This window comes from Okeania sp. SIO2B9, from assembly GCF_010672505.1.
GTDB classification, from domain to species: Bacteria; Cyanobacteriota; Cyanobacteriia; order Cyanobacteriales; family Microcoleaceae; genus Okeania; species Okeania hirsuta.
This window is the reverse complement of sequence record NZ_JAAHGK010000052.1, coordinates 1-12,903: the sequence shown is the minus strand read 5'-3', so window position 1 is coordinate 12,903 and position 12,903 is coordinate 1. Positions and strand designations below refer to the sequence as shown.

Annotated in this window: 8 protein-coding genes; 2 read left to right on the top strand and 6 right to left on the bottom strand. The window is 36.2% G+C overall.

The window, feature by feature from the left end; all coding sequences use genetic code 11:
* Window positions 1-281: 281 nt before the first annotated feature.
* The 5 genes from F6K13_RS03705 to F6K13_RS03685 form a co-directional block, all read right to left on the bottom strand.
* On the bottom strand, window positions 282-1,097 hold the full coding sequence (locus F6K13_RS03705; RefSeq protein WP_124147682.1) for an S-adenosyl-l-methionine hydroxide adenosyltransferase family protein: 816 nt from the start codon (window positions 1,095-1,097) through the stop codon (window positions 282-284).
* 1,057 nt (window positions 1,098-2,154) lie between these two features.
* Window positions 2,155-4,368 (bottom strand): serine/threonine-protein kinase, encoded by a 2,214-nt coding sequence (locus F6K13_RS03700; RefSeq protein WP_240039198.1) that lies wholly within the window; start codon window positions 4,366-4,368, stop codon window positions 2,155-2,157.
* Between the two features lie 651 nt (window positions 4,369-5,019).
* The gene (locus F6K13_RS03695; RefSeq protein ID WP_287286840.1) at window positions 5,020-7,233 is read right to left on the bottom strand and encodes a protein kinase family protein; all 2,214 of its coding nucleotides are present in this window, start codon (window positions 7,231-7,233) and stop codon (window positions 5,020-5,022) included.
* Between the two features lie 681 nt (window positions 7,234-7,914).
* Window positions 7,915-8,466 carry a DUF2062 domain-containing protein gene (locus tag F6K13_RS03690; protein WP_124147684.1) on the bottom strand — a complete coding sequence of 184 codons (552 nt, stop codon included), beginning with the start codon at window positions 8,464-8,466 and terminating at the stop codon, window positions 7,915-7,917.
* A 153-nt stretch (window positions 8,467-8,619) separates the two neighbouring features.
* Entirely contained in the window at window positions 8,620-8,784 is a 165-nt protein-coding gene (locus F6K13_RS03685) for a hypothetical protein (protein WP_161564749.1), read from the bottom strand.
* A 355-nt stretch (window positions 8,785-9,139) separates the two neighbouring features.
* Between F6K13_RS03685 and mnmE the strand changes: the two genes are divergently transcribed.
* The gene (gene mnmE / locus F6K13_RS03680) at window positions 9,140-10,519 is read left to right on the top strand and encodes a tRNA uridine-5-carboxymethylaminomethyl(34) synthesis GTPase MnmE (protein WP_124147685.1); all 1,380 of its coding nucleotides are present in this window, start codon (window positions 9,140-9,142) and stop codon (window positions 10,517-10,519) included.
* A 417-nt stretch (window positions 10,520-10,936) separates the two neighbouring features.
* The gene (locus tag F6K13_RS03675; RefSeq protein ID WP_124147686.1) at window positions 10,937-11,320 is read left to right on the top strand and encodes a hypothetical protein; all 384 of its coding nucleotides are present in this window, start codon (window positions 10,937-10,939) and stop codon (window positions 11,318-11,320) included.
* A 1,038-nt stretch (window positions 11,321-12,358) separates the two neighbouring features.
* Here F6K13_RS03675 and F6K13_RS03670 read toward each other — a convergent pair.
* Window positions 12,359-12,903: 4Fe-4S single cluster domain-containing protein (locus F6K13_RS03670; protein WP_287286837.1), on the bottom strand; the 545-nt coding region annotated here is incomplete at its 5' end.

Genomic DNA, 12,903 nt, shown 5'->3' with positions numbered 1-12,903 from the left:
TGCTTGCTGATTAAATCTAAAAGCATTGACAGATAAAGGTTATAGCATTTTTATGTCTAAAAAAGTGTTAGCTTTTCGGTGGAAAAAGCTCAAAAAGCTAGTATTTTGGGACGATTATGGCAGAAAAATCAAGGGACAATTCTTACTCCTACCTCCTCTATAATTCCCATTTATACTGACTCCTGACTCCTGACTCCTGACTCCTGACTCCTACCCTCACCCATAAGACTTTTTGCTGCAAACCCTACTTAGAGATGTCTACTGAAAAAAACAATGCTGAGTTAGAGTTGAGTAATTTGAACTTTATCTCCATACTTCAAATTAAGCTGAGATTGAGCGCTACTAGCATTAGCAGCGATTTCGACAAAATCGTGAGAACCAACAATTGCAATTACTTCCCCTGGTTGACAGTCACTATAAGTATTGCCACTGACTATAGTTTTATAGGATGAAAGATTGTCATTTTTTTGAATCACAACTAACCAGGTTTTACCCTGAATATAACTGCTGGGAATATTAGTAATTATATTGCCAAAATAGTCAATATATTGAACTGAACCTTCAATACCTGAGTCTGTGAGAGTAATTTTATTTAAAGGTAATTTTACTAAACTTTCTGGGTTAATTTTTTCTCCCAAATTTTCTAATGAAACCCCTCTAGCAATATGAGCGCCAACAGGAGCAAATATATCTCGACCGTGAAAGGTTGTACTAGGTGAATTTGTGCGCCAATAGTCAGAATTAGTCAATTCCACAACTTTTATTTCTTGTGTTTCTAGGTTTTCCAGCACACCACTAAAAATACCGTTATCGGGTCCGACAAAAAAACCTGTTGATAATTGAATAGCGATCGCTCTTCTGGCACTTCCTACACCTGGATCGACAACAGCTATGTGAACTGTTCCTGTGGGAAAATAGGGATAAGCATTTTTTAAACAAAATCTTGCTGCAAATAAATTTTGAGCAGGAATTTCATGGGTGAGGTCTATTAGCGTTACTGTCGGATTAATTTGATAAATTACACCTTTCATCACACCGACATAAACATCTTTTAATCCAAAATCAGTTAAGAGTGTAACTATTTTTCTATCAGACATGATTATTTTTGATATTATATCATGTTCGGATAATCAGTTATAAATAAAATTTAAGAACTGACAGTACCGAATAAATACTAAAATTATCTGGCGTTGGTAATTGATGGGATGATTTATATTTTGGGGTAGCGCTCTGTAACCGTCCCCGGTTAATCATTGGGGGATTGCCCCTACAAATTTCATCCTGTCATTTACCGACGCCAATTATCTTTACTTTTCTTCTTTCCTCCCCCTACTGCTGAGGACTGACTCCTCGCTAAGTTATTTATAAGTTTCAGCCTAACATGATACTATAGTAGGGAACAGACAACAGGGAACAGGCAATAGGCAATAGACAATAGTAGGAAAAATTTTCCTGTCTTAGGGTTCATCATCAATCTATGTCATATTAAATCCGGTTAAACAGTTATAGATTGGTTAAGTCTTTAGGAGTCAGGAGTCAGTCCTCAGCAGTCAGGAGGAGAGAGAATCACAAAGATGAGCGTAGTTATGACGATTCGAGATTTTTTTTATGTCCAATTAAACGGATTTGATATCAAACACTAATATTATGTCCGTTTAATAGCACGGCACGATAGAACTCCCTTATGGGTTCCGCGAACGTTAAAGTTTTTAGGTGGTAGGTGATAGGTGTAAATTCAAGTGAGAACACTGGAAACGGAACGCAAATTTGGGATATTCCTTCCAGATCGCTTCAGAAGTCAGGAAATTCAGAAATAGAATAGGGGAAAAAGCGGATGCGACCCCATGCCCTTCGGTTTCGGCAGTTGCTTTAAGTCGGGGTACCCGTTCAACGCACTGCACTCACTGTTGCACGGCGCAAGCGGTCGATATTCGAGCTTTCCGTAGGGTGGGATGGCGTTAGCGTTAGCGTTTGCGCAGCATAACCATAGGAAAGCAGCTCTGTAAGAGGTAGCGGCTCTCTCAAGAGCGCGTCTCCTCGGCATATCCAATCGACTTAGAAAGCGGTCAGATCCCGCGGGGCACGCCAGACGCAAGGGAATGCGCACCAAGCAGGTAGAAAAATGCTCATCTCCCCATCTCTCCATTTCCCCATTTAATTCAATTGCTCAATTTGATATTGGGCATCTCTATAACCTCCTGTTCGACCTTGCTCTAAATAAAGTTTGGCTGCTTTTTCAAAATCACTAATTGCTCCTTTTCTATCCCCAAGATTAACTCTAACCAATCCTCTACTATAGTAAGCATCAGCATATTCAGGGTTAAGTCGAATTGCTTGAACATAGTCAGCGATCGCTTGCTCATAATTTTCTTGTTCAGAATAAACACTAGCACGATTTGCATAAGCTTCTGCATTATTCGGACTAATAGCTATTGCTTGAGTATAATCTTCTATTGCCTTTTCCAGTTGATTTGCCGAAGCGTAAGCTAATCCTCTATTTGTATAAGCTGACGGACTTTTGGGAGCAATTTCAATTGTTTTTGTACAATCAGATATAGATTTTTCATACTCTTTAATATTGAGGTAAGCAATACATCGATTATTATAAGCAACTTCATTTTCAGGGTTAATTGTAATTGCTTTAGTGCAATCAGATATAGCTTTTTCATAAGTTGCTAAATTCAAATATGTGCTGCAACGATTAGCATAAGCTTCTTCATTTTCAGGGTCTATTTCAATAACTTTATTATAATCATCTAAAGATCCTTGATAATCTCCCATAAAAAAGCGCGCTCTGCCTCTACTATAATAACCATCTATCTTTTGGGGTTCAAGTCTAACCATCTCAGTATAATCTGTGATTGCTCCTTGTAAATCATTATTAGCAGCACGAGCTAATCCTCGACCATGGTAAGCATCTATATTATTGGGTTGCAGTCGAATAGCTTGAGTGTGGTCTTGAATAGCAGCGGGATAGTTTTGAGAGCTGTAGTGAACTAATCCTCTTTTATAAAAAGCTTCCGCATCTTGAGGTTTGAGGCGCAATACTTGAGTGAAATCATTAATTGCTCCGGCATAATCTTGGGTATCATAACGAGCTGTCCCTCTGTTAAAATGGGCATTAACATGGCTAGGGTTCAAATTAATTACCTTGCTATAGTTAGCAATAGCTTTTTGGTAATTTTCTAAGTTATAGTAAGCGTTGCCACGTTTATAGTAATATTCTTCTTCATTGGGATTTAGTTGAATTGCTTTGTCATAAGCGGCAATTGCTGCTTGTTGATTACCATTGTTCGCATTTTCTATCCCTTTCTCAAATATCCTCTCTGCTTTGACCGGGTTTGGGCGATTCAAGAAATACACTAACCCAATCAGCACTGCAATGACCCCCACGCTGGCAAAACCAAACAAAACAAACCATAAAGGATGAGATTTCACTCTCCGTGAGCTTGTTTTAGTTTGATAATTTCGATTGTTTTTAGTTTTGGGTAGTTGTTTTGTCAATTTTTGAGGGCGACTGCTAATTTTCTGTAGCGCTTTCACAACTTCTTCTACAGACTGGTAACGTTTTGTGTAATGGTAATGTACCATTCGATCGACAATATTAGCTAGATTTGAGGAACATAGGGTTCGATTTCGCCAGAGAATACCACTAGGATTTGATGGACGAAGGTCTTGTAGTTTAGGGAGTTCGCTACCGGGAATACCTGTCAGAGCTTGAATACCAATCATGCCCACTGCATACAAATCGCTATTAAATTGAGGAATTCCTTGAAATTGTTCGATGGGCATATAGGAAGGAGTACCTGTCGCTATTGTTCGTTGTACCTCTCCATTTTCTGCTGCAATTTTATGACTAACTTCTTTGACAGAACCAAAATCAATTAAAACTAATTTTTTATTTGTTTGATGTCTAATTAAATTAGATGGGTTAACATCCCGATGAATTACGCCATTTTCATGTACAAATACCAAAATTTCTAAAATTTCTAACAACAGTTTGATTACTTGTTTTTCTTGCCAAGGTTTACCGGGTATAATTTCTTTATTTAATGGTTTTCCAGGGATAAATTCTTCAACTAAATAAAATTGGTTATTTTCTTCAAAATAAGCTAGTAGTAAAGGAATCTGCTCGTGCCTACCTAATTTTTCTAATATTTCTGCTTCTTGTTTAAATAAACGGTGAGCAGTTCTAACTATTGTATAACTATTGCCAGGAGCGCGTAGTTGTTTGACCACACATTGAGGATGCCCAGGGCGACGAGTATCCGCTGCCAGATAGGTTTGTCCAAATGCACCAGCACTCAGGATTTGAACGACGCGGTAACGTCCATCTAGAAGTTGACCAATCATGTTCGTGTTACTCATAAGGTGGTAGGTGGTAGGTTTTAGGTGTTATACCATTTTGAAAAAAGAATGTTACAAATAATAAGGGCAATCAAAAGACAAATGCAGGAGATGTCCCTTTGACTAAAAAGATAACTTACGACTTAATAAATGGTATTAAAGCTATTCGTTATGATTCCTGACTTCCCCTACTGGGAGGGGCTAGGGGTGGGTTAACTCCTCAGAAATAACCTAGCTATTTGTAGCAAAGATTTATAAAATTGTTATTATACCAATTTTAAAAAATAATTTTATGAATAATCAGGGGAATTAAAAAGATTTTGCATTAGATATCTCTTTGAAACTCTGTCCTTAAAGACGAGGTTTGATGTAAGGGATATTCACCTTAATAAGTAATATTTAAGATATAGGAATAGACAGGTAGGTTAGGACTTATGCGGATGATGATCCGAATCAGGGGAAATTGTTTGTCCCACTGTTCCCTGTTCCCTGCTATATTTATTCTGATTTGAGAATCATAACTACTAGAAAAAGTATAACTATTTCTATCAAACATTGATCGAACTAGCATTAGGTGGTAGGTAAATTTTAATATTTTGTCAGTAGACTTAATCAAGGAAAACAAATATTACAGGTTTTGAAGTAGCAAAATTTGGTTGTTGAAGCAGTTGATTATTGGAGTAGTTTTTCGAGCATATTTTGTGAGTTTTGATAATTTTTTGTTCTGCCTTGCTCTAAAAAGAGATTGGCACTTTGGCGAAGGTCTGCTATTGCTGCTTGTATCTCTTGTAGCTCAAAAAGAATAATACCTCGATTATAATAAGCTATGGCATTACTCGGATTTATTGTTATTGCCTGGTCAAAGTCTTCAATAGCTTGATGATAGTTTCCTATATCTGAGAAAATTAGACCTCGATCGCTGTAGGCAAAAGAATTTTCAGGATTTATTTTGATTGTTGTGGTCAAGTCTTCTATAGCACCAGACAAATCACCACTAGCAGACCGCACTCTACCTCTGTTTTTGTATGCTTCAGCATTTTCAGGATTCATCTCAATAGTTATGCTACAGTTTTCTGCTGCTTTTTGATATTCTCCTAAATTTAAGTACGCAATACATTGATTATGGTATGCTAGAGAATCTTGAGAGTTTATTTCTATTGCTTGGTGACAATCTTTAATTGCTGCTCGATAATTTGCTAGCTTTAGATAAGCACTACATCTTTTTGTATAGGTATCGGAATAATCTGGTTTTAATTCTAGTACCCGGTCGTAGTCTGCTATTGCACTTTGATAATCTGCGATTTCAAACTGAGCTATACCTCGACTTTCGTAAGCTTGTGCATTGCTGGGGTTAAGTTTTATGGTTTGAGTGTAGTCACTTATTGCACCTGCTTGGTCTCCGATCGCTGCTCTAGCTATTCCTCGATGAAGATAAGCATCGCTATGTTGAGGATTAAGTTTAATTGATTGACTATAATCTTGAATCGCATTTTTGTAATCCCCAATTTTGTCATAAATTAGTCCTCGTTTTTGATAAGCTTGAGTATACTTGGGATAAATTCTTAATGTTTGTGTTAAATCGGTAATCGCTTTTTCATTGTCGCCTAATTCATAATAAGTTAAGGCACGTTGATAATAAGTGTGATAATTTTCTTTGATCGTAATAGCTGCTGTATAGTCTTTAATTGCTTTTTCATAAGCTCTTTGGGAATAATAAGAGTTGCCTCTTTGATAATAGATGGCTGCATTTTGTGGGTTTAATTGTAGTGCTTGAGTATAGTTAGCGATCGCTGCTTGTTGCTCTCCTTGTTTAGCTAATTCTCGACTTTGTTTATAGAGTGCTTGTGCTTTGAATATAAACTGCCAATGCCAGAAATAGGCGATCGCTACTCCTGCTATGGTTATCACTATTAAACCTGCAATAAGTCTAATTTTTGTGTTGTTTCTGAGTTGAGGTGGTGGTGTGGGAGTATCTATTTCTTGAGGCACTGTAATTATTGTTTCTAGTTTTGAGAGAATGTTTTTCTTGGTAAATATTACTATGTTTTTTAATTCTGTAAGCGCTTCTGAAGCTGAGTCATAATGTTGTTTACCTTGACTGTTTACCATTTTGTCAATGATATTTGATAGACTTAGAGAGCATACTTGTAGATTTTGCCAAGGTATTTCTAGTCCTAGAGTCTTGTTAGTCTGCTTTTGTTTGAGTAAATCTTGAGTAGATAATCCTGTTAGTGCTTGAATAGCAATTATTCCTAGAGCATAAATATCGCTATTTTTATCTAGCTCTTTTTGACTTTCTTCTAATGGTATATAAAGTAAACTATCAGAGTTATTTTGGCTACCATTTTTTGAGATTAATAATTCCTCGTTTTGTTCTAAAATTCTTGTAATTTTTCTTTCTAACCAAAAGTTTATTAAGACTAATTTTCCATCTAACTCTCGCCTGATTAAATTTCCTGGTGTTATTTTTCCATGAGTTTCCCCATGACCATGAATAAAGGCTAAAATTTCTAGTACATCCTTTAATATTTTGATTACTTCTACTTCCGGTAAAAACTTAACTATAGCTAATTCTTGATTTAGAGATAAACCTACTATATAGTCTTCAACTAAGTAGATAGTATTGTTTTCTTCAGAATAAGCTAATAAGTTAAGTAAACCATTGTGTTGACTCAAACGATAAATCTTTTCTGCTTTTTCTTGAAATAATGATAATATAACTTCTCGATTTTCTTTCTTAAAATTGCTTAGTCTAATTTCTCTGACTAGGCATTGAGGAGATTTTGGACGGTGGGTATCTGTAGCCAGATATGTTTGTCCTAAGATACTTGAATTTATAGGTTTGATCAAACGATAGCGTTTATCTACAATTTGGTCAATTATCATCTATTTTTACCCCATTACAAATGTGTGTTATGGCAGAAGGAAGAAGAAAGAAGATGTTTAGTTATCTAGGATAGAAGAAAGAAGGAAAAAGGCGTTTAAGTAGGTAGGCGATTAGTTATCTATGACAGAAGGAGAAATCTGGTCTTGTCTGAGTTTTAAGCTTTTTATATGTCCTAACCTTTCCTTGGACTGCTATATATAAAATTTGAAAAAGATAGTTACATTAAAGAATTAGTAGTCAAGAGTCAGGTTCTAGGAGTCAAGTTTTAGGTTTTAGGTTTCAGGTTCTAGGTTTCAGGTTTTAGGAGGAATTTTATCAACTACTCCTGCTAGAATCACGATCAAAGTTAAGCCTTTTTTCCTATTTTTTCATAGGCTATTTTCTGCCAATATATAGCAATTAGTAGCAATTAGGTTTCAGCTATTAGCTTTTTAATTTTTCTCTGCCTGTCTATTCAAGGTTTGTTTGAGTAAGTCAGTAAAGTCAACATGAAAAGCTTTATATAGTTTGACTGTAAAAAGATTTAGTTTGGTAATGCTACTCTCTTAGTAAAATCATATCAATTCATTATTTCTGTTTATTTATCATAGCTGACGATACTATAGTCATCAAAAATTATCGGATTGTATTGTCAGAATTAAATAATTATATAAACTTCAAAAAAATTAATTTCATCTCAATCAATTGCTCATTTTTTTGAGGCGCTGGCGACGCCATAAATGAATCAATTTTAACCCGACAAAATAACTCAATGTCCCACAAATTAGACCCATTACTAAACAACCTAAAAATAGGGCTGCTACAAACTTACTCCCATATTTCATTAACTCTTGAAATGAAATAATACTTTTAGCCATGAACTCCTCTTGAGAGTTGAGTAATAATTGACCAACTTGAAAGTTAATTGCATAAATTGGCACATAAGTCAAGGGATTACTCACCCAAGTACCAGCAGCCGCAGCAACTTTATGACCTCGGAACAAAGTTGCTAGTACTATACCCACTATGGTTTGAAGACCAAAAATTGGAAATAATCCGGCAAAGACCCCCATTGCTAAACCTCTAGCAATATATTCTGGAGTTCCCCGCATCCGAATGAAGCGCCAGTATAAATATCGCCCGTATCTATTCCACTTTGTTTGTGTATGTCTACGAGATGGATATTTTGTTGTGACTTGCTTAGGTAGTAGTTGCTGGGGAATTTGTGAAATATTTGAGATATTTTTGAACATAAAATATATAAGTAAATTGATTTTTGATGACTATGATTTTTATGGAGTTTATCTTCTTCTTTCTTCAATATTATAGTTAGTCTAAATGATTGGGAAAAATCCTCAAATAGATAATAAAGTCTGAAACTATTATCTCTATTTCTGACGATCTTTTTACAGGATATTGATTTTCTGCATAACTATGCCAAAAACTGGTAATTGATTATCAAATCTGCTCGGGTTCGGTATAAAAAAATGTTCCATCCTCAGCGCCATTGCCAAATCTTTCTCACTCTCTCCCTCATGGGAGGGGTTAAGTGTGGGTCCCCATCTCCCCATCTCCCCATCTCTCCACCCTCTTTACATCAATGCTACCGGATTTGATATGATCAGGGCAAAAATCACAGCAGTTTTGAAGTTGATAAGGTACAAAATTTTAGGACTTTAGGGAGTAGGCAGTAGGGAAAAAAGATTAACCTTAAAACTGTACCTCACGCTGTCTAAAAAGTGCTGTAAGTAATTTACTTGTATCAAAAACAGAAATATGTCAGAATGATCAAAAAGTAGGTTTAGTCTACTATAAAACCACATATTTTTAGAGCAGGGATACATAGACTCCCCAAGGTGAAAATAGGTAATTTCCTACCGAATGCTCTACAAACATGAATCGCAAAAGATAGACGGGGGAGTGTCAATGACTACTGGAAATACTATTGCAGCGATCGCTACCGCTATTATCCCCCAACAAGGAAGTGTGGGCATAGTCAGAATATCTGGTTCTGAGGCAATGAAAATTGCCAAAACCTTATTTCATGCACCAGGGAAGCAGGTTTGGGAGACTCACCGCATTCTCTATGGTTATATTCGCCATCCCCAAACTGGACAGTTAGTAGATGAAGCTTTATTATTAATTATGAAGACTCCTCGTTCTTATACTCGTGAGGATATAGTTGAGTTTCACTGTCATGGTGGAATTATCCCTATACAACAAGTATTACAGTTATGTATTGAGGCGGGGGCACGACTAGCTCAACCAGGGGAGTTTACTTTACGAGCTTTTTTAAATGGACGACTGGATCTGACTCAGGCGGAAAGTATTGCCGATCTTGTGGGGTCTCAGTCTCCTGTAGCTGCTCAAGTTGCTTTGGCTGGTTTACAAGGTAAGTTAGCTAGTCCAATTCGTCAGTTAAGGGCTAACTGTATTGATATATTAGCAGAGATAGAGGCTCGTATTGATTTTGAGGAAGATTTACCACCTTTGGATGAGTCTACAATTGCTCAAGAAGTTAATAATATTTTGGTAAATTTATCACAAATACTGGCAACTGCAAGTAGGGGTGAGTTATTACGAAGTGGTTTGAAGGTGGCTATTATCGGACGTCCGAATGTGGGTAAGTCGAGTCTATTAAATGCCTGGAGTCGTAGCGATCGCGCTATTGTGACTAATCTTCCTGGCACTACGAGGGATGTGGTAGAGTCTCAGTTAGTAGTAGGTGGTATCCCGGTGCAGGTTTTGGATACGGCGGGTATTCGAGAAACTGAAGACCAGGTGGAAAAAATGGGGGTAGAGCGGTCGCGTCGAGCTGCTGAGTCTGCTGACCTTGTTTTATTGACTATTGACGCTAGTGCTGGTTGGACGGAGTTAGATGAGGTTATTTATCAACAGGTAAAACATCGTTTTTTAATTTTGATAATTAATAAAGTTGACTTGGTTAAGTCGGAATTTATGGAGTCTATTTTTTATCCAGAAACTATTAAGAATGTTGTGACTACAGCAGTGATTAATAATCAAGGAATTGAGCAACTCGAAGCAGCAATTATTAATTCTGTAAATTTGGGTAGTTTGCAGGCAGAAAATCTAGATTTGGCTATTAATCAAAGGCAAGCAGCAGCTTTAACTAGAGCAAAGGTGGCTTTGGAACAATGTTTAAATACAATTAAAAATAATTTACCTCTAGATTTTTGGACCATAGATTTAAGGGGAGCAATTTATGCTTTGGGAGAGGTTACGGGAGAGGATGTAACGGAGTCTGTTTTAGATAAAATTTTTAGTCGCTTTTGTATCGGGAAATAATTTCTCAGAGTTTTACTATCTACTCTCTACTCTATATTTTCTATTTTGTCTGTCATCTCAATATTTGGATATTTAGGTCATCATTATCTATTAGACATCGGGTGCATCTTCCTAGTGCAGGATGGCAGAAATAACTAATCAGTTACAAAACTCCTAAAAGCCTTACCAATCAATACTTTTAACTGTCTTGAGTCCGTCTTACATTCTGAGGAAACCTCAAAATTACGCACTTGATGCCCGACTTTTGACTTCCGGGTAGCGGCGCTAGCTCCTGACTTATGACTCCTGATTATTGACTTATGACTATTATTGGAAGATAGAAAAAATTATGAGAAAATTTGTGAATATTTGTGATAATTTATGATAAACTTTTACATAACATAACAATATCAACATAATACAACAAGGTAAAAACAGATGAGTGGATTTATCGGAGCATTTTTTGGACTATTTGGCGGTAATAAGGACGATAACCAACCAAAGGAAGCTTTTTTTCTAGATGCAGATAGTGCAAGTAGTCTTGGTGATGTAAACTTTATGCGGAAATCTATTGCAGTTAAGAGGAGCTATCCCAAAGCAGCAGGTAAGATTAATTTAATAGAAGGAGAGACAGAAAAGAGTGCTTCTTCTATGCAAGTGAAAGAAACTATAGGAGAAACTAAAACTGCTTCCTATGCTTCTAGCGCATCTATTTCTTCTAGTTCAACTACCCCTACTACTGTAAAGCCTCGTAGCATTAGTAATTCTAACTCTGAAATAGATTTTACAAGCATGGCTCGTAACATTAAGAAGAAGAGATAATTTCTTTGTTTTACTAGGTTATATAGTTTATAGATTCTCAATTTAAAATATAGCAGTCTAATTTAGGTTTTGAAACTCGATCGTTGAGGTAATTTATTGCACAATGGCATAGTTTCAAGACCTGATAATAATTGCTATATTTTTTGTTTCTGACTAATAATTTCTTCCCATTCTCAGAGTAGAGAATAGGGAGTAAGGAGTAGGGAGTAGGTAAATAATGAACATTATACCTTATCTGACCCATTTTTGCTACATTTTCTTGAGAGTAGAGAATAGGGAGTAGGTCATTTCAGTTATCAATTATCAGTTAGCCTCCTATGGTCGGAGCTTCGCTAACAGTTATCAGTACCTCTAGCTGTTTGCGCAGCATTCCGTAGGAAAGCTAGAGGATTTACATAAGGAACAGTCTCTTTTCTCTTGGTCGATTGGATATGGCGAGGAGACCCGAAGAGTGACAGAGCAGCTTCGGTTTACATGTTGCGGAGCAAAACCCCATCCCACCATACGGGAAGCTACGCTAACGACCGCTTTTTATCTCTTTAAAAAGGGAGGCGCATACCCACAATTTTTCGGTAAATAACGAACAGTATACCTTGATTTCATACAAATAATTGCTCAAAACATTAATTAACTATTATTATTACTTAATAACTAAAGTTTTTAAGAAGTATAGAATTATTTTGAGTAATTGGTATTAGTTGTTAAAGGCAAAGATAGAAAAGCTAGAACATTGATGCTGAAGTCAAATAAAATATCTTGAAATTGATATTAATTAACATTGGAAGCTGATGCTTTTTCGGAAAAATTGTCCGCACCTAGGAATACTTTATTTTGAGCAAAACTAATTTTTAAAAGTTTTAAAAGTTTTATTCTACATTAATCAGGAAACCTTACTAAGCGCGGATTATATAGTATCTACATTTGTATTTGCCTAATTTTAAATATTGATGAAATAGTTGGTTTTACTGTCACGCCTTTTTGCTGTGGAATAGTGCATTACGTAAAATGCTTCGCACCCTACGCGGTCTAATATTTATTTTACTCGCCCAAACCTAACTGTCCCCAATAACCAGTAAATATCCGACTGCCATCTTTAAGCACATGAATTTCTAGGCGATCGCTTGCCCAATTTAATTGATTTTTCAATTCTGGATTAAATACTCTAACTCGTTGATTACTAGAAGAAACTAGAGAATTAGGAGAGTGAATAGCTAAGGTTTCTATAAATGGTCCGTCAATTAAAATATCTAACTGAGATAATAATTCTTGAGCAGCTACTGGAGCATTTTTTGATTGTAATTCTTGTAAAGTAAACCCACTAAAAGACATTATATTTAAACCACGAGCTTTTAAGATTTTTGCTAATTCTGTTAGTGCTGATGCTTGTAAAAATGGCTCCCCTCCAGAAAAGGTAACTCCTGTGTTCCGAGGATTATTTAATATTTTATTTGCTAGTTCTTCAATACTTATTAATTGGTTAATATCAAAAGACCAAGAATCGGGATTAAAACAGCCAGAACATCCCTTTTTACAGCCTTGTATCCATACTACCGCACGACAACCAGGACCATTTACTTCTGACT

Bases quoted from the DNA above. Each gene is read 5' to 3' on its own strand.
- mnmE (WP_124147685.1), top strand. From the start codon at position 9,140: ATGACTACTGGAAATACTATTGCAGCGATCGCTACCGCTATTATCCCC.
- F6K13_RS03685 (WP_161564749.1), bottom strand. From the start codon at position 8,784: ATGGGGAGATGGGGACCCACACTTAACCCCTCCCATGAGGGAGAGAGT.
- F6K13_RS03675 (WP_124147686.1), top strand. From the start codon at position 10,937: ATGAGTGGATTTATCGGAGCATTTTTTGGACTATTTGGCGGTAATAAG.
- F6K13_RS03705 (WP_124147682.1), bottom strand. From the start codon at position 1,097: ATGTCTGATAGAAAAATAGTTACACTCTTAACTGATTTTGGATTAAAA.
- F6K13_RS03695 (WP_287286840.1), bottom strand. From the start codon at position 7,233: ATGATAATTGACCAAATTGTAGATAAACGCTATCGTTTGATCAAACCT.
- F6K13_RS03700 (WP_240039198.1), bottom strand. From the start codon at position 4,368: ATGAGTAACACGAACATGATTGGTCAACTTCTAGATGGACGTTACCGC.
- F6K13_RS03690 (WP_124147684.1), bottom strand. From the start codon at position 8,466: ATGTTCAAAAATATCTCAAATATTTCACAAATTCCCCAGCAACTACTA.